At 72.4% G+C, this 17709-nt stretch carries 16 protein-coding genes; 6 read left to right on the top strand and 10 right to left on the bottom strand.

The features are described 5' to 3' along the window. The first annotated feature begins 26 nt into the window (after positions 1-26). Positions 27-731 (top strand): hypothetical protein, encoded by a 705-nt coding sequence (locus tag FBZ33_RS17735; RefSeq protein WP_141909926.1) that lies wholly within the window; start codon positions 27-29, stop codon positions 729-731. Here the strand turns inward: FBZ33_RS17735 and FBZ33_RS17730 are convergent. Beyond that, a complete protein-coding gene (locus tag FBZ33_RS17730) occupies positions 728-2089 on the bottom strand; it encodes a serine/threonine-protein kinase (protein ID WP_141909925.1) in 1362 nt (453 codons plus the stop codon). The genes FBZ33_RS17735 and FBZ33_RS17730 overlap by 4 nt on opposite strands. A gap of 56 nt (positions 2090-2145) precedes the next feature. Here FBZ33_RS17730 and FBZ33_RS17725 point away from each other — a divergent pair, with 56 nt between their 5' ends. After that, positions 2146-2694, top strand: coding sequence for an RNA polymerase sigma factor (locus FBZ33_RS17725; protein ID WP_141909924.1), 549 nt, complete (start codon positions 2146-2148; stop codon positions 2692-2694). A gap of 122 nt (positions 2695-2816) precedes the next feature. Continuing rightward, entirely contained in the window at positions 2817-4889 is a 2073-nt protein-coding gene (locus FBZ33_RS17720) for a PQQ-dependent sugar dehydrogenase (RefSeq protein ID WP_141909923.1), read from the top strand. A 14-nt stretch (positions 4890-4903) separates the two neighbouring features. On the opposite strand, the gene helR is transcribed toward FBZ33_RS17720, so the two are convergent. The 4 genes from helR to FBZ33_RS17700 form a co-directional block, all read right to left on the bottom strand. After that, a complete protein-coding gene (gene helR / locus FBZ33_RS17715) occupies positions 4904-7096 on the bottom strand; it encodes an RNA polymerase recycling motor ATPase HelR (protein ID WP_221629476.1) in 2193 nt (730 codons plus the stop codon). A gap of 141 nt (positions 7097-7237) precedes the next feature. Further along, a complete protein-coding gene (locus tag FBZ33_RS17710; RefSeq protein ID WP_185755327.1) occupies positions 7238-7618 on the bottom strand; it encodes a YccF domain-containing protein in 381 nt (126 codons plus the stop codon). Positions 7619-7692: 74 nt separating this feature from the next. Continuing rightward, positions 7693-8289, bottom strand: a complete 597-nt coding sequence (locus tag FBZ33_RS17705) for an STAS domain-containing protein (RefSeq protein WP_088948811.1) — start codon at positions 8287-8289, stop codon at positions 7693-7695. Beyond that, on the bottom strand, positions 8286-8654 hold the full coding sequence (locus FBZ33_RS17700) for an STAS domain-containing protein (RefSeq protein WP_141909921.1): 369 nt from the start codon (positions 8652-8654) through the stop codon (positions 8286-8288). Before FBZ33_RS17700 ends, FBZ33_RS17705 begins: the two co-directional genes overlap by 4 nt. 151 nt (positions 8655-8805) lie before the next feature. On the opposite strand from FBZ33_RS17700, the gene FBZ33_RS17695 reads away from it, so the two are divergent. From FBZ33_RS17695 to FBZ33_RS17685, 3 genes are read left to right on the top strand one after another with little or no spacing between them, the layout of a single operon-like run. Continuing rightward, positions 8806-9495 carry a response regulator transcription factor gene (locus tag FBZ33_RS17695; RefSeq protein ID WP_088948809.1) on the top strand — a complete coding sequence of 230 codons (690 nt, stop codon included), beginning with the start codon at positions 8806-8808 and terminating at the stop codon, positions 9493-9495. After that, the gene (locus FBZ33_RS17690) at positions 9492-10847 is read left to right on the top strand and encodes a cell wall metabolism sensor histidine kinase WalK (RefSeq protein ID WP_141909920.1); all 1356 of its coding nucleotides are present in this window, start codon (positions 9492-9494) and stop codon (positions 10845-10847) included. Before FBZ33_RS17695 ends, FBZ33_RS17690 begins: the two co-directional genes overlap by 4 nt. Further along, the gene (locus FBZ33_RS17685; RefSeq protein WP_088948807.1) at positions 10844-11407 is read left to right on the top strand and encodes a GerMN domain-containing protein; all 564 of its coding nucleotides are present in this window, start codon (positions 10844-10846) and stop codon (positions 11405-11407) included. Before FBZ33_RS17690 ends, FBZ33_RS17685 begins: the two co-directional genes overlap by 4 nt. A gap of 151 nt (positions 11408-11558) precedes the next feature. On the opposite strand, the gene FBZ33_RS17680 is transcribed toward FBZ33_RS17685, so the two are convergent. The 5 genes from FBZ33_RS17680 to FBZ33_RS17660 form a co-directional block, all read right to left on the bottom strand. Continuing rightward, entirely contained in the window at positions 11559-12299 is a 741-nt protein-coding gene (locus FBZ33_RS17680) for a cellulose binding domain-containing protein (RefSeq protein WP_141909919.1), read from the bottom strand. Positions 12300-12373: 74 nt separating this feature from the next. Beyond that, on the bottom strand, positions 12374-12754 hold the full coding sequence (locus FBZ33_RS17675; protein WP_099854725.1) for a DUF742 domain-containing protein: 381 nt from the start codon (positions 12752-12754) through the stop codon (positions 12374-12376). After that, positions 12732-13181 carry a roadblock/LC7 domain-containing protein gene (locus FBZ33_RS17670; protein ID WP_141909918.1) on the bottom strand — a complete coding sequence of 150 codons (450 nt, stop codon included), beginning with the start codon at positions 13179-13181 and terminating at the stop codon, positions 12732-12734. Before FBZ33_RS17670 ends, FBZ33_RS17675 begins: the two co-directional genes overlap by 23 nt. Beyond that, the gene (locus tag FBZ33_RS17665; protein WP_141909917.1) at positions 13178-15100 is read right to left on the bottom strand and encodes a nitrate- and nitrite sensing domain-containing protein; all 1923 of its coding nucleotides are present in this window, start codon (positions 15098-15100) and stop codon (positions 13178-13180) included. The genes FBZ33_RS17670 and FBZ33_RS17665 overlap by 4 nt, the downstream gene beginning before the upstream one ends. A gap of 43 nt (positions 15101-15143) precedes the next feature. Further along, complete coding sequence (locus FBZ33_RS17660) at positions 15144-17708, bottom strand: LuxR family transcriptional regulator (RefSeq protein ID WP_221629475.1); 2565 nt, start codon at positions 17706-17708, stop codon at positions 15144-15146. Between the last annotated feature and the right edge of the window lies 1 nt (position 17709).

Genomic DNA, 17709 nt, shown 5'->3' with positions numbered 1-17709 from the left:
CAGACCCGCGGAGAAAGGGACCAGCCATGCGCGGCAAGCTGATTTCCGGAGTGGTGCTCACCCTCACGTTCGTCACCGGGTGCACGTCATCCGTCGACCGTGTCGGCGGCGAGGCGGCGCCCGCCGGCTCTCCGGCCGGCAGCGCGAGCCCGTCGTCACCGGGTGCTCCGGCGCCGACCAGCTCCGGGCCGAGTGCTCCGGCCACCCGTAGCTCCAGCCCGGAAGCTGCGGCCACCCGCACCTCCGGGCCGGCCACTCAGGAGAGCGAGATCAGGCGGACCAACTGGCCCAACGCGGTGATCCGCGACCTGGAGTTCTGCGGTGAGTCCGACGACTCCGTGTCGTTCCGCAACGGGTCGAACGGCCTCGACGTGCCGTGCAGGATCCTGCCCGGCGGTGCCCGGCCGGTGTACGCCGACTTCGTCACGGAGGAGCCGGCGAATGCCCCGAAGACCGAGGACGCGCTGGTCCTCGTCGAACTGGGCAACCCCGACGCCTCGCGGCGGCAGGCCCTCGTGCCCGTTCAGCTCGCGGACAACGGCCGGAACCGGTACGCGTGGCCGGTCATCCTGGGAGACGACCCCAGCCCGGCCGGCGACCGGGTCATGACCTTCGTCTCGTACCGCGTGGTGGGCCAGAACGTGGAGGCCACCGTCCGCAAACTCGACGGCAACACCGAGACCAGGCGGTGGCGCAAGGCCGACGGCAGCGGAAACTGGGAACGGTACTAGCGTTGCGCGACCATCGACGTGTCCACCCGCAGCGTGCCGAGGACCTCGTCGGTGCGGTCCACGCCGTCGGTCTGCTTGACCTGCACGTACACGCCGAACGAACCGTCGGCCGCGACCAGGGTGACCTCGCTGAACGACGTCTCCGTGCCCCCGCATCGCGTCCAGTGCGCGACGATCCCACCGAGGGTGCCGACGGTGACCGTCCGGTCGGCGGCAGCTGTGCAGCCACTGTGATCGGGCAGCGTCGGCTCGGCCGCACGCAGGGTGCGGCTCACCCCGACGAAGACCCCCGGTGTGGGGCTCTCGACGTCGGACCACTCGCCGAGGTCCCTTCCGATGAGCAGGCCGGGGCCACGCTCCTCGGCGAGGCCGATCACTGCCGGGTCCCAGCCGCGGTCGCGCAGTTGTCCCGCCCAGCCGTCCGGCACGGCCAGCGAGACGGCACCGGACGCGTCGCCCACCCGCGTCCAGCCGTGCGGTGCGGTGGCGGCGGTGGCCGACCCGGCCATGACCAGCGTCGAGGACACGGTGGCGACGGCGGCGAGGGACCGGCGGATGCGCCGCGACGGCGGCCGGGCCGCGACCCGGCGCGTGGCGAGCAGACCCTCCAACGCCGAGGCGTACGCGGCCGCGGTTGGCCAGCGGCGGCCAGGCTCGCGATGCAGGGCTCGGCGTACGGTGCGCTCCACAGCGGCGGAGGCGCGGGGTGTCGCCTCGACCGGCCGCCCCGGCGGCATTCCGGTCAACATGTGGTGCGTCAGGGCGCCGATCGCGTACACGTCGGCGCGCACGTCGATGCCACCGCCGGGGACGAGCTGCTCGGGGGCCATGTAGGCGGGCGTGCCGGCGACCACTGTGAACCCGGACGCGTGCGCGAGCGTCTTGGCCAGCCCCAGGTCGGCGACCAGCACCCGGCTCCCGGCCGCGGTGGTGTCGAACAGGACGTTGGAGGGCTTGAGGTCGCGGTGCAGCACACCGTTGTCGTGCAGGACGGCCACCGCCCGGGCGATGTCGGCGGCGATGCGCAGCGCCTCGCGGACCGGCAGCGGCCCGTCGTTGAGGCGGTCGGCGAGCGTGCCGCCCGCCGCGTACGTCATCACCAGGTATGGCCGACCGTCGGGCAGCTCACCGATGTCCAGCACCCGGACCAGGTGGTCGGAGTCCACCTGCCGCATGAACCGGGCCTCCTGGCGGAAACGACCCCGGATGTCGGCTCGCTGCGACCAGTTGTCGGCGAGCACCTTCACGGCCACCGGCGAGCGCAGCTCGTCGTCGTACGCCAGCCACACGGTGGCGAACGCGCCGGCGCCGACGGGGTGTGCGATGCGGTAACGGCCGACCTGTGCGGGGATGGACACGACCGTATTATCCGGCGACCGGGACTCCGGTGACGCCCACGAGCGGGGGAGCGCGGGTGGCGCACGAATCTGACACCGAGGAGCTGGCGAGACGGGCGGCGGCCGGCGACAGCGCCGCACTCGACGCGCTGCTGGCCGCGATCGGCCCGCGCGTGCTGGAGCAGTGTTGGCGGTTCCTGCCCTGCCGGCAGGACGCGGAGGAGGCGGCACAGGACGCGTTGGTGCAGGTGGCCCGGCACATCGAGCGGTTCGAGGGGCGGTCGCTGTTCTCGACCTGGTTGCACACCGTGGTCGCCAACTGCGCCCGCCAGACGTACCGGTCGCTGCGGCGTCGGGCAGCCGAGCAACCGAGTGCGCTGTTGCCCGTCGAGGTGGCCGACCCCCGCACGACGAGCGTCATCGCCGGATCCCGCCTCGACCTTCTGGACGCGCTGGACCGGCTGGAGGCTCACCGGCCGGAGTTGGTGACGGCACTCGTGCTCCGCGATCTGTGTCAGCTCGACTACCAGGAGATCGCCGGGCAACTGGGCATTCCGGTCGGCACGCTGAAGTCCCGGATCCATCACGCCCGTCGGCACGTGCGGGAGTCGTTGGAGGGCGGCTGAGCGAAGCGTACGCCGTTCTGCGGGTTTGCCCCCGATCGAGTGACATCGTTTGACTTGTGCGACGAATGCATCTTTGATAGTCGATGTCTATCGTTGGGCGACGCCCTGATCCTGGAGGACGGATGCGAGTCATCGCGCGAACCAAACCACGACGGCGGCTGTTGCCGGCGGTGATGGCGGCGGTGACGCTGCTGACCGTGGCCGTCGGCGTGCCGGCCGCCGCAGCGGCACCGTCGACGGTGGTCGGCGTGGCCAGCGGCCGGTGCCTGGACGTGGTCGGCAATGTGCGGACCGCCGGCGCCGGCATCAACATCTACGACTGCAACGGTCAGGCCAACCAGGCGTGGAGCCTCACCTCGGCCGGTGAACTGCGGGTCTACAACGAGACGATGTGTCTCGACGTGGTCGGCCAGGACACCACCGCGCCGGCCGCACTGCAGATCAACGGCTGCAACGGTGGTGCCAACCAGCGCTTTCGGATCAACACCAACGGGACCATCGTCGGCGTCCAGTCCGGCCTGTGTCTGGACGTGACCGGCGCGGGCACCGCCAACAGCACCACTGTCGGTCTCTGGACCTGCAACGGGCAGACCAACCAACGGTGGACGACTGCCCTGGGCAGCAGCGACAGCCAGCCGCCCACGGCGCCGGGCAGCCCGCGGGTGAGTGGCCTGACCTGCAACTCGGTGACCTTCGCGTGGAACGCCTCGACGGACAACGTCGCTGTCGCCTTCTACGACGTCTACCACGACGGCCAGCTGATGAAATCGGTGAGCGGCACGACGCTGTCCACCACCCTCACGGTGGTCGCTGGCGCGACCTGGGGTCTGTACGTCAACGCCCGCGACGCCGCCGGCAACGTGTCCCAGGCGAGCACCACGGTCTCGATCACGCCGCCGCCCTGCCAGGCCGACACCCAGCCGCCGACCGCGCCACAACAGCTCACCGGCACCGCGTCGGGCACCACCGTGACACTGCGGTGGACCGCGTCGAGCGACAACATCGGGGTCCGGGCGTACGACATCCACCGCGCCGGCGTGAAGGTCGGCACGGTCACCGGCGCGCCGCCGGCGACCACGTTCACCGACAGCGGGCTGGCCGCGAACACCGCGTACCAGTACTACGTGGTGGCGCGGGACGCCCAGGACAACGCCTCCTCGCGCAGCGGCACGACGACAGTGACGACCGGCGCGGCGTGCGGCAACCCGGTGTGCGGGGTGCGCCAGGTCACCACCGACACCGACATCCCGTGGGGCCTGGTGACGCTGCCCGACGGCAACGTGCTCTACAACCGCCGCGACGCGCACGACATCATCCAGCTCAACCCCACCACCGGCGCCAAGACCAACCTGGGCACGGTGCCGAACGTGCAGAGCACCGAAGGTGAGGGCGGCCTGCTCGGGCTCGCCATCTCGGCCAGCTACAGCAGCGACCGCTGGTTGTACATCATGCACACCTCGCCCAGCGACAACCGGATCGTGCGGATCAGGTTGGAGAACGGGCGACTCAACACGGCCAGCGAGCAGGTGCTGGTCAGCGGCATCCGGCGCAACAAGTACCACGACGGTGGGCGCTTACGGTTCGGCCCGGACGGCAAGTTGTACGCCAGCACGGGTGACGCGCAGAACGGCAACTACGCACAGGACCGGGCGGCCCTCGAAGGCAAGATCCTGCGCCTCAACCCGGACGGCACCGTTCCCTCCGACAACCCGTTCGGCAACTACGTGTGGAGCTACGGCCACCGCAACCCGCAGGGGCTGGCGTTCGACTCGCAGGGCCGGCTGTGGGAGCAGGAGTTCGGCAACTCGGTCATGGATGAGACGAACCTGATCACCCGGGGCGGCAACTACGGCTGGCCGGCGTGCGAGGGCACCAGCGGCACGTGCGGCACCGCCGGGTTCATCGCGCCGGCGCGTACCTATCCCACCGCCGAAGGGTCGTGTTCGGGCATCACGATCGTGCGGGACGCGCTCTACGTGGCCTGCGCGCGTGGTGCCCGGATGTACCGCGCGGTGATCAGCGGCAGCAGTCTGACGAACGTGCAGACGTACTTCAGCGGCACCTACGGTCGGTTGCGGACGGTGGAGCCGGCTCCCGACGGAGGGCTCTGGCTGACCACCACCAACACCGGTGACAAGGACAGCACCCCGAACAACAGCAACGAGCGGATCCTGCACGTCACGCTCGGCAACTAGGGGACCGCAGCGGTTCAGTGAGCGACGTCTCCGCGGGGCCACCCACGTGGTGGCCCCGCGGAGACGGCTCGTGCCGTCAGGATCACGAGTTGCTGGGTCGCCCGGGTCATCGCGACGTAGCGGTCGACCGCCCCCTCGATGCCCGTGCCGAACGCCTCCGGGTCGACCAGGACGACCAGGTCGAACTCGAGACCCTTGGCCTGCTCCGGGCTCAGCGACCGGACGCGGGACGTCGGTGGGAACGTCGGATCGCCGATCACGCAGGCGGTCCCGTCGGCATGCTCGCCGAGCCAGGCGTCGAGGATCGCGCCCAGCTCGGCGGCCGATCCGTGGACGACGGGCAGCCCGTTGCTGCGGATGGAGGTCGGCACGTTGGCGTCGGGGAGCACAGCCCGGATGACCGGCTCGGCTTCCGCCATGACCTCCTCCGGGGTCCGGTAGTTGATGCTCAGGGTGGCCAGCGTGATCCGGTCGAGCCCGATGCGCTCCAGGCGTTCCTGCCACGACTCGGTGAACCCGTGCCGGGCCTGGGCGCGGTCCCCGACGATGGTGAAGCTGTGCGAGGGGCAGCGGGCCAGCAGCATCTGCCACTCGGCGTCGGTCAGCTCCTGGGCCTCGTCGACGACGATGTGGGCGAACGGGCCGGCCAGCAGATCCGGATCGGCGGCGGGGAGCGCGGACTCGTCGGCCAGGGCGTCGCGAAGGTCCGGCTGGTGCAGCATCGTCAGCAGGCCCTCGCCGTCGTCGTAGGCGTTGGCCGCGAGCAGTTCGTCGACGACCCGGGCCCGGTGCTCGCGTTCGACGGCGGCGACGGGGTCGTGCCGACGCGGACGCTCCGACGCCTCACCGAGGCGCCGCCGTGCCGCGTCCAGGAGCGGCAGGTCGGAAACGGTCCAGGCCCGGGCGTCGTCGCGCTGCAGCTTCCGGACGTCCGTCGGGCTGAGCCAGGGCGCGCACGTGCGCAGGTACGCGGGCACCGACCACAGGTCTCCCACGAGGTCGGCGGCGTCGAGCAGGGGCCAGGCGCGGTTGAAGGTCGCACGCAGCTCCCTGTTGCGCAGCAGCGACCTGCGGACCACGTCGTCCGGCTCGTCGCCGTCGTACCTGTCCACGAGGATCGTGAGCAACTCCTCCCAGATCTCGTCTCGCGCCTCGTTGTGCGGGGTGCCCGGCCCGGGTGCCTGGAACGCGTCGGCCCAGTCGTCGGCACCCAGCCAGATGTCGGCCTCGTCGGTCGTGACCGTCATCGGTTTGACCGGTGGGTCCTCGTAGAACCTGACCGCGGCGTCGATCGCACCGACCAGCTTCGCGGAGGACTTCAACCGGGCCACGTCCGGATCGGGTTCGACAGTCGCCCCGGCACCCTCGCCGACGAGGTTCCGCAGGGTGCAGGTCTGCACGTCCTCCTCGCCGAGGCTGGGCAGGACGTCGGCGACATAGGCCAGGTAGGGCTGGTGCGGCCCGACGAAGAGCACGCCACCCCGGCGCTGACCCAGGCGAGGGTCGGAATAGAGCAGGTAGGCGGTGCGGTGCAGCGCGACGACGGTCTTCCCGGTGCCCGGACCGCCGTCCACGACGAGCGCCCCGGCCGATCCCGCTCGGATGATGGCGTCCTGGTCGGCCTGGATGGTGCTGAGCACGTCCCGCATCCGGGTCGACCGGGCGCTGCCGAGGCTGGCGATGAACGCGGACTGGTCGTCGAGCGCGACGGCGTGCCCCACGAACCCGTCCGGGGTGAAGACCTCGTCCCAGTAGTCGCTGATCCGGCCGCGCGTCCACCGGTACCGGCGACGGCTCGACAGACCCATCGGGTTGGCGTGGGTCGCGCCGAAGAACGGCTCGGCGGCGGGCGAGCGCCAGTCGAGCAGCAACCGCCGACCCTCGCTGTCGGTGAGGCCGCGACGTCCGACGTACACGGGCTCGGGGTTGTCCGCACCGACCACGTGGCCGAGACACAGGTCCAGACCGTAGCGACTCAGCGCACGCAGGCGGCCGGTCAGGCGACGGATCTCCTCGTCCCGGTCCATCGCCTGCCGGCCCTTGCCGCCGGGCGCCCTGCGCTCGGCGGCAAGGCGCTCGGACAGCTCGGCGTTCAGCTGATCAAGGCTCTCCGCCATCGTCGCGAAATGCTGCTCGTCGCGGCCGATCAGCGCCGGGTCGGCCTTGGGACAGAGGTGATCGGGGAGATCGAACACGGAGGTGGGCAAGGAATTCAAATGGGAACTTCCAATTCGGCAGATTCTGGCCTCGGCCGACGATTTTGCGGGACGGACCGGGTCTTGCCGCAAGCCCCCCAGTGCGCTATATGTTAGAAGTGGCAGGGGGCCAGGTGTCCCCATTTTCCAAGCTCAGGGCGTGTCCACGACCTCCCGGCCGAGGGGCCAGAACGCCGCCGGCACGAGCTTGAAGTTGGCGATGCCGAACGGAATCCCGATGATCGTCACGCAGAGGGCGACCCCGGCGACGATGTGGGACAGCGCGAGCCACCAGCCCGCCAGCACCAGCCAGAGGATGTTCGCCAGACCGGAGGCGACGCCCGCGCCGGGCTTCGGCACCAGGGTGCGGCCGAAGGGCCACAGCGAATAGACGGCGAGGCGGAGCGACGCGACCCCGAACGGGATCGTCACGACCAGGGCGAAGCAGATCAGTGCGGCGACGCCGTACCCGACCGCCAGCACGATGCCACCGCCGAAGATGAGCCACAGCACGTTCAGTACGAAACGAATCACCACTCCAGCATGAGCGATGCTCGCCACCGGGCCACGCGGCCCTTCCGCCCCTCCTCGCCGGAGCATGCGCACGGTCAGCCGGCCACGTGCTGGCGTCGCGTGGCGTCGTCGGACAACTGGCCGACGGCGTCGTCGAGGCTCTCGAAGATCGGGAACGCTCCGTCCAGGCGCATGGTGTGCAGGACGGTGCGGATGAATCGCGACGGCGCGGCGAGGCAGAGCGTGACCCCGCGTTCCCGCGCGTCGCGGTGTGCGCGGACGAGAAGACCGAGCCCGGTCGAGTCGATGATGTGCACACGGCTCAGGTCGACGACCACGTGTCCGCCCACCTCGGCCACGTGCCGCAGCGCCGTGCGCAGCGTGTCGCCGGTGTCGAGGTCGATGTCGCCCGTCGCGGCGATGACGGTGACGTCGTCGAGGTGGTCGATGCCGAGGATGCCTCCGGGACCGTGGTCGTCGCAGGAGCCCGGCCCGCGGCGCGGGGGTGGCAGCAGGCTGCAGTGCGGGCAGCGGTGCGGCCCGGTGGCGAACGGAGAGCCGCTCCAGCCGTGCTCTGCCACCAGGGTCCAGACGACCTCGGCGTCGGGTAGCACGCACGCGGTGCCGCGGATGGTCTCGCCACAGGTGTCGCAGATCAGGGTCATCAGGTACTCGTCCGGGACGACGGTCATGCTGGGGTCCTTCCTACGCCCTGGGCTGGCGCGGTCCGCGTCGCCCGGCCCTGGTCGGTGACGATCGACAGCACCTGGTCGAGGCGGGCGATGTGCAGGATGCGGCGGACCCGAGGGTTCGGGTTGCGCACGGTGAGGACCGCGTCGGCGCGAGCCAGTCTACGGTGCAGGTCGAGGAGCAGGCCGATGGCGGCGGCGTCGAGGTGTCGGCAGTCGGAGAGGTCGAGCACGACCTGCGCGGGGCGCAGGCTGAGCAGCCGATCGAACATCGCACCGACCTCCGGTAGGCAGGCCAGGTCGAGTTCCGTGACGCGCACCTCGACCAGCGGCAGCGTGTACCGCGTCGGCATCACCGGCGTTGTCATGGCCGTGCCCCTCTCCCTCAGCCCTCGGTCCACCACCACCGTTACGGGCGGGGTTGGCGATAGCTGCAAGGCTCTGTGACAGTTGTGTGACAAAACCGCGAGCTGGGCAGCACGGTTGGCCGCTCGGCGGGCCGCCGAGGATGATTCCGGCATGACGGCCGTACTGGTGATCGAGGACGACGACCGCATCCGGCTCGCGCTGCTGCTCGCACTGGAGGACGAGGGCTACGACGCCCTCGGGGCGGCTACCGCGGAGGAGGGCCTGCGAGCCCAGCGTCACCACCCGGCCGACTACGTGCTCGTCGACCTGATGCTCCCCGGCCTCGACGGCTTCGAGTGCATCCGACAACTGCGCCGTGACGACGACGTGCCGATCGTGGTCGTCAGCGCCCGGGACGGGACCGACGACATCGTGGCCGCTCTCGAAGCCGGCGCCGACGACTACGTCGTCAAACCCGTGGCGATCAGGGAGCTGACCGCCCGACTGCGAGCCCTGCGTCGGCGCGCTCGACCGCTGGCGGCGGCGTCGACGCCGGATCCGGTGCCGGCGGTGGCCTTCGGGGAGTTGGAGATCAGTCCGGAGGCGGGGGAGGTGCGCCGCGCCGGTCAGCAGGTCACCGTCACCCGCACCGAGTTCCGCCTGCTCTGCGAGCTGGCCGAGCACGCCGGCCGGGTGCTGTCCCGTCAGCAGCTGCTGCAACGGGTCTGGGGGTACGACAGCGGCGACGAACGGCTGGTCGACGTGCACGTCGGCCGACTGCGGCAGAAGATCGAGCCGGACCCGGCGAACCCCCGGCACCTGGTGACCCTGCGGGGTCTGGGCTACAAGCTGCAACGATGAGACGCCTCGGACTGCGTACCCGGGTGGCAGCCGCGTTCGCGGTCGGCGCGCTCCTGCTCTCCGCGTCGATGGCCCTGGTCTCCTACGAACTGACCCGGCGATCGCTGCTCGACGACCGGGAACGCATCGCACTACGGGCCGCCTACTTCGACGCCGCGGTGGTGCACGCCGGGCTCGACACGGACAGTCCGGACGTGGTGGAGGTGCTCCGGTCGCTGGACACCGGCGGGAGCCGGCGGCCGGTGCTGCACCTCAACGGCGAGTGGTACGCGCGCACAGCGGACCCGGACACCACAGCCGCCATCCCCGCCGAGTTGCGTCGAATCGTCGCCGCCGGGGAGCCGGCGGTGCAGCGCGTACGCGTCGCCGGGCAACCCGCCCTGGTGGTGGGGGTGCCGCTGTCCTCGTCGGCGGCATATTTCGAGGTCAACTCGATGCGTGAGTTGGAGCAGACGTTCCAGGTCCTGGCGCTGGCGTTGACCACCGTCGCGGTGCTGGTCGCCGGGTCCGGTGCCGCCCTCGGGTGGTACGCCACCCGACACGGACTGCGGCCGCTGACGGCGGTCGCCGACGCTGCCCAGAAGATCGCCGCCGGTGACTTCACCGCCCGGCTGGACCCGGCCACCGACCCCGACCTGACCCGCCTCTCCTCCTCGTTCAACCAGATGGTCGACCAGCTCGCCCGCCGTATCGAACGGGACCGGCGCTTCGCCGCCGACGTCAGCCACGAACTGCGCTCACCGCTGCAGACCCTCGCTGCGGCGGCCAGCGTCCTGGCCCGTCGTCGGGAACACCAGGACGACCGGACGGCGACTGCCGCCGGGCTCGTCGCCGACGAGATCGACCGTTTCCAGCGACTGGTCAACGACCTGATCGACCTTGCTCGCAGCGACCAGCCCGCACACCGTGCCCCGGTGGACGTGGTGGAGCTGGCCGAAGAGGCCTGCCATGCGTACGACCTGCCGGTCAGCCTCGTCCACCTGGCACCGGGCGTCTCCCCGACCTGGCACGTCGAGCGGCGGCGGATCGCCCAGGTCCTGGCGAACCTGCTCGACAACGCCGTGACCTACGGCGCCGGCCCCGCAGCCGTCCGCCTCTGCCGCGACGGTGACACCGGCGTCATCGAGGTCGACGACGATGGCCCGGGCGTGCCCGTGGAGGATCGTGAGGCGATCTTCGACCGTTTCGTCCGGGGTCGGGCCGCCCACACCCGTGGCGCAGGTGACGGCACGGGCCTCGGGCTCGCGCTGGTGGCCCAGCACGCCGCAGCGCACGAGGGGCACGCCACCGTCGTCGATCGACACGGGGGCGGCGCACGCTTCCGGGTCGCGCTTCCGGGCAGCCTGCCGTGAACCGACGCCGTCTCGCCCCGTTGGCGCTCGTCCTGCTGTTGACCGGTTGCGGCATCCCCACCGACGACGGCCCCCGAACGGTGCAGCCACCGCGTGGGCCGTTCCACAGCTCCGTTCCCGCCGACGCCACCGCACCGGCCGGCCACGTCGTCGAAACCCTCTGCCTCGTACGCGACAACTGGATCATCCCCGTGGTCCGGCGCGTCGACAGTGTGCCGAGCATGGCCGACCAACTGCGGCACCTGCTCGCCGGACCCACCGGGGAGGAACGTGACAGCGACCTGACCAGCGCGCTGCCGGGAGCGGTCAACGCCGCTGGTGTGACGGTGACTGGCACGCAGGCTCTCGTCGCGGTGGACGCGCCGGCCGTCGACGCCGGCCGCAGCGACGAGGTCCTCGCCTTCGGGCAGATCGTCTGCACTCTGACCAGCCGCGACGACGTCACCACAGTGGCCTTCCTGCGCGACGGCAGACCGCTCGGTGTGCCCCGGGCCGACGGTTCGCTGTCCGCCGACCCGCTCACCCGCGCCGCCTACGCCCCACTGATCAAGGAGCAGTGAGCCCGTTCACACCGCCGGCGGCACCGAGGGTCTGTAACGCTCAACCTGCTCCCCGTCGGCGGCCTGTGCATCCTGGCGGCGTTGGCGCCGGCGCTGCCGGCTGTCGCCGAAACGCCGGGTGTGCCGCACTCGATCCGCTGACTCGACCTGGTCAGTGCGGCAGGCCGGTGCAGGCGGCCCCGTCGATGGCGCAGGCCTCGGGGGCGGCACCCGCCGGTGAACCGTTGACCCGGAAGGTCACCCGGACCGAGGCGCTGCCAGGTACCTGACCGGCGCTTCCATCCGGCACGAACGTCCACACCGCACCGTCCCGGCTGACCCGCGCGCCCTCGACCGCGCTGACCCGCAGCACCTCCCGAGGCAGGGTGACGGTCAGCGTCCACTGCGGCACCGGCACCGAGCCGGGGTTGCTGATCGTCACGGCCGCACCGTAACTGAGCAGGGCGTTGTCCGCGATGGCGAAGTCGGCGTTCAGGGGGGTCGGGGTGGGTGAAGCCGTCGCACCGGTCGGTGTGGGCCGGGTCGACGCACCTGCGGTCGTCGGGACGGCGGTGGCCGACGCGGGCGGTGGGGGATCGGGCGCCGCCGGGCTGCTGGCCGCCGGCCGTGCCTGCGCCCGGGGAGTGCCGGTCGAGGGAGTGCCCACCTGCTCGACGGACGGTGGCGCGTCGAGGGTCACCGGCGTCAGCTTCTCCGGCGTACGCAGCAACCCGATGACGGAGACGGCCGTCGCGACCAGCACCCCGAACGCCGCGATCACGGCCACCCAGGTGGCCCGCGAGACGTCGTCCCGTCCGGTGAGCACCCGCCGCGCGGTCGTGCCGAAGGCCACGATCCGGTCCAGCAGGATGATCGCCACGGTACGGCGTGGCTGGGGTGGTGTTGCCGGCACTGCCTGTCTCCCCTTCAGTTCGTCGCCGGATGCGCGCCCGCGATCCGTGCCTGCCGCGGATGGCATCTGCCCTGTCACAGGGCGCGGAGCCCGACGAGTATCGCCTTGAGCAGATCCTCGTTCGGCACCTCCGACAGCATCGGCGGGTCATGCGTCTCGATCAGCCCGGCCGTGAGCAGGTCACCGAGCAGCACCCGGACCGTCCCGAGTGGAAGGTCCAGCTCGGCACCCACCTCGGCCACCGACACCGGATCGTGGCACAGCTCGACGATCCGCGCCTGTTCGGGAAAGAGCGGTGTGGGCGGCGTGACCCCCCGGCGAGCGACGACCAGTGAGATCAGGTCGAACTTGTCGCCCGTGGGCGCGGTGCGCCCTCCGGTCATCGTGTACGGCCGGGCCACCGGGCCGGCGTCGTCGTCGTACCACGCCTCGTCAGCGCTGCCGGTGCTGCGCACCAGGATCCCCGATCGTCGCCGAGGAGGCGGGCCCGAGACGGATCGGCAGGTGCCGCTCGGCCTGCCCGACGAAGAGCGCCACCTCGTACGCCATGTCGCCGACCTTGACGTCGTCACCGGCGATCCGCACGGTGAGGATGGTGCCGTTCGGAATGGTGGCGACGAACAGGAACGCTCGCGCCATCTGCACCACGACCTGACGCAGACCGCCCCCTTCGCAGATCCGGGTGGCGGCCAGCCCCAACGCGATCAGACCGGCGACCACGCCGGAGAGCTGCTCGGCGAGCTCGCCCCTGACCTGTTGGGAACCGCCGAGGAACAGCCCGTCGGGGGAGAGCACCACGGCGAACTCCGCGCCGTGCACTCGGTCGACCAGGCGGTCCAGGGCGCCGGTCAGGTCGTCGTCGGTGACCACTGCGGACGTCATGGGTGTCTCCTTGTTGCTCTAGCGACCGGGAACTCGACAGTGTCGAGGCTGGTCCTGCCGGGTTCCGGGCCGGTCGGCCCGGTGTGGCGTGTCCGCGTCGGCAGCTCGCCGTCGCCGTTCGGGGTGGAGGGGTCGGCGGCGTCGCGGGCCGGCGGGTGGGGGGTGCCGGGTGGCGCGGTGGCCGCTCCACGGCCGGTGACGTTCGGTGTGACCAGCCCGGCCGGTAGGAGCACGGTGGCGGCGGTCCCACCGCGCCGGCTCGGGCGCAACGAGACCTGTGCGCCGCATCGGCCGGCCAGCACGGCGGCCGCGTACAGACCCGCGGAACCCGGGGGTGGGCCGCCCGGTGGCGGGTTGCCGAGCAGGTGGTTCGCCTCGGCCAGCGCGGACGCGTCCAGACCCGACCCGTCGTCGACGACCAGGACCGCGCAACCCTGCGGTCGGTGCTCGCCCCTGACCCGTACGGTGGTGTCCGCAGCGGAGAAGGCGAGGGCGTTCTCGATCAGCTCCGACAGCAGGTGGACGACGTCCGTGACGGCGTTGCCCGCGAGCGACCAGGGCCAGTGCGGCGCGATCAGGACCCGGTGGTAGTCCGGCACCTCGGCGACCGCGCCGCGCGTCACGTCGAGCAGCGGCACGGGCCGTCGCCAGCGGCGGGCGGGCCTCGCGCCGGCGAGCGTGATCAGCTTCTCCACGTTGCGTCGGATCCGGGTGGTGAGATGGTCGAGCTGGAACAGCTCGTTTGTCTCCTCGGCGGACCGCTCCCGGCGTTGCATCCCGTCCAGCAGGCCGAGCTGATCGCGCAGCAGGACCTGGTTGCGGCGGGTGAGCCGCAGGAACAAATCCTGGTTGGCGCCGTCGGGCGTCGCCGTGGCATCACCGGCCGGAGCCGGAGCGTCGTGGTCCGAACCGGTCCGGTCCTCGGTCAGGCGTCGGACGGTGCTCACCCAACCCAGCAGGAGCACGAGCACGACGATGAGGCCGAGCCCCACCACGGCGCCGGTACGCGCGACGACCACCGCGGCGCCCGGTGCGGCCCGCTCGGCACTGCTGCGGGCGGTGGTCGTCACCAGCGTCTGCAGTGCGCTCAGGGCGGTGTCCGCCGCGGCCCGCCAGGCCTGGACGGTGATCCCGGTCAGCGCCGTGTCGGCCACGAGCAGTCGGGCCTCCAGGGCGAGCAGGCCCGCGAAGTCGGGGCCGGTCAGGAGGCGCTGGTGCTCACTGCGGCCGTCCACGGGCAGCCCTGCCGCTGCCTCGGTGCGCGCGTACCGCTGGCCGCCGACGAGCTCGATCAGCCGGCTCCGCTCGTCGACACCGAGCCGAGCGCCGGTCAGGGCCGCGCTGACCAGTGTGTCCTCCCGGGCGAGCAGCTCCCGGGCACGGGCAAGCGCGATCACCGCCCGGGTGTCGGCAGCCAGAGCGCTCTCGTACGCGCCCCACTCCGGGCCGTACAACCGGAAGGCGACGTCGACGACCTGGTCGTACGCGTCGACGGCCTCGGCCAGGTCGAGACTCCCGGCGTCCACCTGGGACCGGATCGTGCCGAGGCCGTCGAGCCGGCGGACCAGCTCGCCGGCCCGGTCGCGGACGTCACCGGCGCTGAGCAGTCGAAGGTCACGCCCCTCGGTGAACGCGCGGACCTCGGCGGCGGCCCGGTCGGTGCCCTCGCGTGCCGCGACCAGCGTGGGCGCCGTCGGCGCGGCTGCGGCGACCCGCTCGGCGGTGAGCCGACGTTCGGTCTGCAGGCCCAGGATCAGCCGGTCGGCGGGCTGGCCCAGGGTGTCCGCCAGGGCCCGCACGCGCAGCAGGTCGGCCGCGTCCTGGCCGGCCACGTAGGCCGCGTAGGACCAGAGCGAGACGAGGACGGCGCACAGCACGACCAGCCTGACCCGGATCAGTCGCACCTCGTCGCGCGTCACGGTCGGCCCCGCCCGGTGCGGAGGCGTCCGCCGCGTGGGTGCCTCATCGGGTCGCCCGTTGTGGCCACGGCTGTCCGGCCGTGTCGCTGGCCCGGTCGGCGACGATGGTGCGCAGCAGGGCCAGCAGCTCGGTGCGGTTGGCGCAGTTGAGTCGGTGGCGCATCCGCGCCACGTGGTGTTCCACCGTCTTCGCCGAGATGAAGAGCCGGTCGCCGATCTCCCGGTAGGTCAACCCGGCCAGCACCAGCTCGGCGACCTCGTACTCGCGGTCGCTGAGCCCCTGCTGGGTGGGGCCGGCCGCGCGCGCCGGGCTCGCGCCGGTCGTCGGTGTCTGCCCGCCGTGGCCGCCCGGTGGCCGCCCCTGGAGCGCGCGGGCGCACTCCAGCAGGGTGGTCATCGCCCGCCGGTCCGCGGTGCGGATCGCGGCCTGACCGGCGAGACGAGCACCGTCCCAGCACAGTCCGGTGTCGTGCAGCCCTCGGGCGGCGGCCTCCACCCGGGTCGGGTCGACGACGCCCCGCAACACCTCCACCCAGCTCTCCGCGGCGGCGGCGACCACTGCGGCGTACCGGCTGTGACCGGCGGCGGCGAGCAGCGCGGCGACATGTTCGTCGGCGACTGCCGGCTCGGCGGTCAGGATGGCGGCGTGCAGCCCGCTCCAGTGCAGCGGGACACTCCACAGTGGTGGGTTGCCGAGGCGGCCCAGCAGGGCGCGTCCCTGGAGCAGGTACGGCTCCAGGCGGGCCAGGTCACCGAGCCGTGCGCCCGCGATGGCCAGCTCACCCAGTGGCAACAGCGTGAACAGGTCGACGGGGTGCCGGACCACCGCCTCCAGCGCCTGCCCCCACCCGCGCTTGAGCGCACCGAGGTCGCTGTTGCGCCGGCTGACGCCCATCCGGATCGCGGCGGCGAAGAGCAGGTCGCGCGACTCCAACGGCCGCCCGTCGAGGGTCACCGTGGCGAGACGTTCGGCCGCGGCGTGCGTCTCGCCCCGGACCATCAGGATCCAGGCCTGCAACAACCGGTGGCGACGAGCCATCAGGGGGCCGCCAACACCGGCGGCCAGGGCACGGTGCAGCACCTGCTCGGCGATCTCCAGCTCGCCGCAGTGCACTGCCGTCAGCGCGGCGAGCGCCGCCGGGCTGTCCGGCAGGAGTGCCGCGCGTCCGTCCGGCTCCAGCAGCGCGGCGGCCTGCACGAGCGCGGAGAGCGCGGCGGTCGGTGAGCCGGTCACGCTGTCGCGGACGCCGGTGGCCATCAGCCGGGCGGCGCTGGCGCGCAGGGTCGGGGGTTCGCCGCCGGGATCACCGGCCGGCGGCTCGGCGGCGGCGCTCAGGTCGCCGGTGGCGAGCCCGCCGACGGCAGCGAACGCCAGCGCCGACGCGGTGCCCGACCACCGGTACAGCTCCACGCTGCGACCGACGTGCCCACGGTGCGCCAGGGCGGTCGCGGCCACCACTGCCGCCTCGCGGCGATCGGGGGGAGTGGCCGTCGACAGCAGTCGGTCCGCCAGCCGTAGGGCGTCGTCGAGGTTGCCGGCCAGTGCGGCGGCGAGCGCCTGCTCGGCGCTTGCTGGCCGTCCGGCCGCCGTGGCGGCCGCGAACAGGTCGGCGGCGAACGCCGGCTCGTCGGCCAGAGCCTCGTTCGCAGCCGCTGCCAGGGTCGGGACCGGGCAGTCGCCGAGCGCGCCGACCGCGAGCAGTGACCGGACCAACGGCAGCACCGCGCCACCCCTGGCGAGCTGCAACTCGGTGAGCCGACGCCAGACCGCCGTCCGCTCGGTGGTGGGGCTCAGCGTCGTGACGGCCCGCCGGACGATCGGTGCGAGCCGGCCGTCGGCGCCGAGCAGCCCGGCCGCCCTGGTCGTGGCGATCAGATCGTCCACCGCCGCCGGCTCCCGGCCCAGGAGGGCGCCGAGCATGCTCACCGGCAGGGTCCCGCCCGCCGCGACGGCGAGCAGCAGCCGTCGTACCGCGTCGGGTTGGACGTCCAGGTCCGGCCCGAACTCGCCGACGACGGACCGGGGTGGGTCGACCACCGCGCCGGTCGGGGTCTCCGCGGCGGCCAGGCCGCGGGCCAGCCGCTCGACATCCCGGGGTACGCCGCAGGTCTGCGTGTGGACGAAGTCGACCAGGTCGTCGCGGCTGCCCAGCTCGGGTGTGGAGGCGAGGTAGGCGGCGGTCTGCTCCCGGGTGAACGGTGTGAGGAGCAGGGCCTGCCCGTCGCGTCGGAGCGCGTCGACCAGCTCGCTGAGCGCCGCCGACCGGGGCCACGGGCGGTGGGCGACCACCAGTCGGTGCCGACGGGTGGCGGCCAGACCCTGCAGCACCTCGATCCGCGCGTCGTCGAGCAGGTGCGCGTCGTCGACCAGCACCAGGGTGTCGGCGTCGACCGGTTCGCCCGGCTCCGGGGCGGTCGTGCGCACGGTGATCCCGGCCCGTTGATGGACTCGCGCCAGCTCCGCGAGCAGCGCGGTCTTCCCGTGACCGCCCGGGCCGGCGATGCCGATGCTGAGCGGGCCGGTCGGGTCCTGTCCGACAGTGTCCAGCAGGACCTGCGGCCCCCGGTCCAGCGTCAGCCCGGGCTCGGCGATGTCATTCATGATCATT

Source organism: Micromonospora sp. A202 (genome assembly GCF_006715105.1).
In the GTDB taxonomy this organism is placed as follows: Bacteria; Actinomycetota; Actinomycetes; order Mycobacteriales; family Micromonosporaceae; genus Micromonospora; species Micromonospora zamorensis.
This window is presented reverse-complemented; position numbering and strand designations above follow the sequence as displayed.

Bases quoted from the DNA above. Each gene is read 5' to 3' on its own strand.
- FBZ33_RS17735 (WP_141909926.1), top strand. From the start codon at position 27: ATGCGCGGCAAGCTGATTTCCGGAGTGGTGCTCACCCTCACGTTCGTC.
- FBZ33_RS17720 (WP_141909923.1), top strand. From the start codon at position 2,817: ATGCGAGTCATCGCGCGAACCAAACCACGACGGCGGCTGTTGCCGGCG.
- FBZ33_RS17705 (WP_088948811.1), bottom strand. From the start codon at position 8,289: ATGACCGTCGTCCCGGACGAGTACCTGATGACCCTGATCTGCGACACC.
- FBZ33_RS17700 (WP_141909921.1), bottom strand. From the start codon at position 8,654: ATGACAACGCCGGTGATGCCGACGCGGTACACGCTGCCGCTGGTCGAG.
- FBZ33_RS17695 (WP_088948809.1), top strand. From the start codon at position 8,806: ATGACGGCCGTACTGGTGATCGAGGACGACGACCGCATCCGGCTCGCG.
- FBZ33_RS17690 (WP_141909920.1), top strand. From the start codon at position 9,492: ATGAGACGCCTCGGACTGCGTACCCGGGTGGCAGCCGCGTTCGCGGTC.
- FBZ33_RS17670 (WP_141909918.1), bottom strand. From the start codon at position 13,181: ATGACGTCCGCAGTGGTCACCGACGACGACCTGACCGGCGCCCTGGAC.
- FBZ33_RS17660 (WP_221629475.1), bottom strand. From the start codon at position 17,708: ATGATCATGAATGACATCGCCGAGCCCGGGCTGACGCTGGACCGGGGG.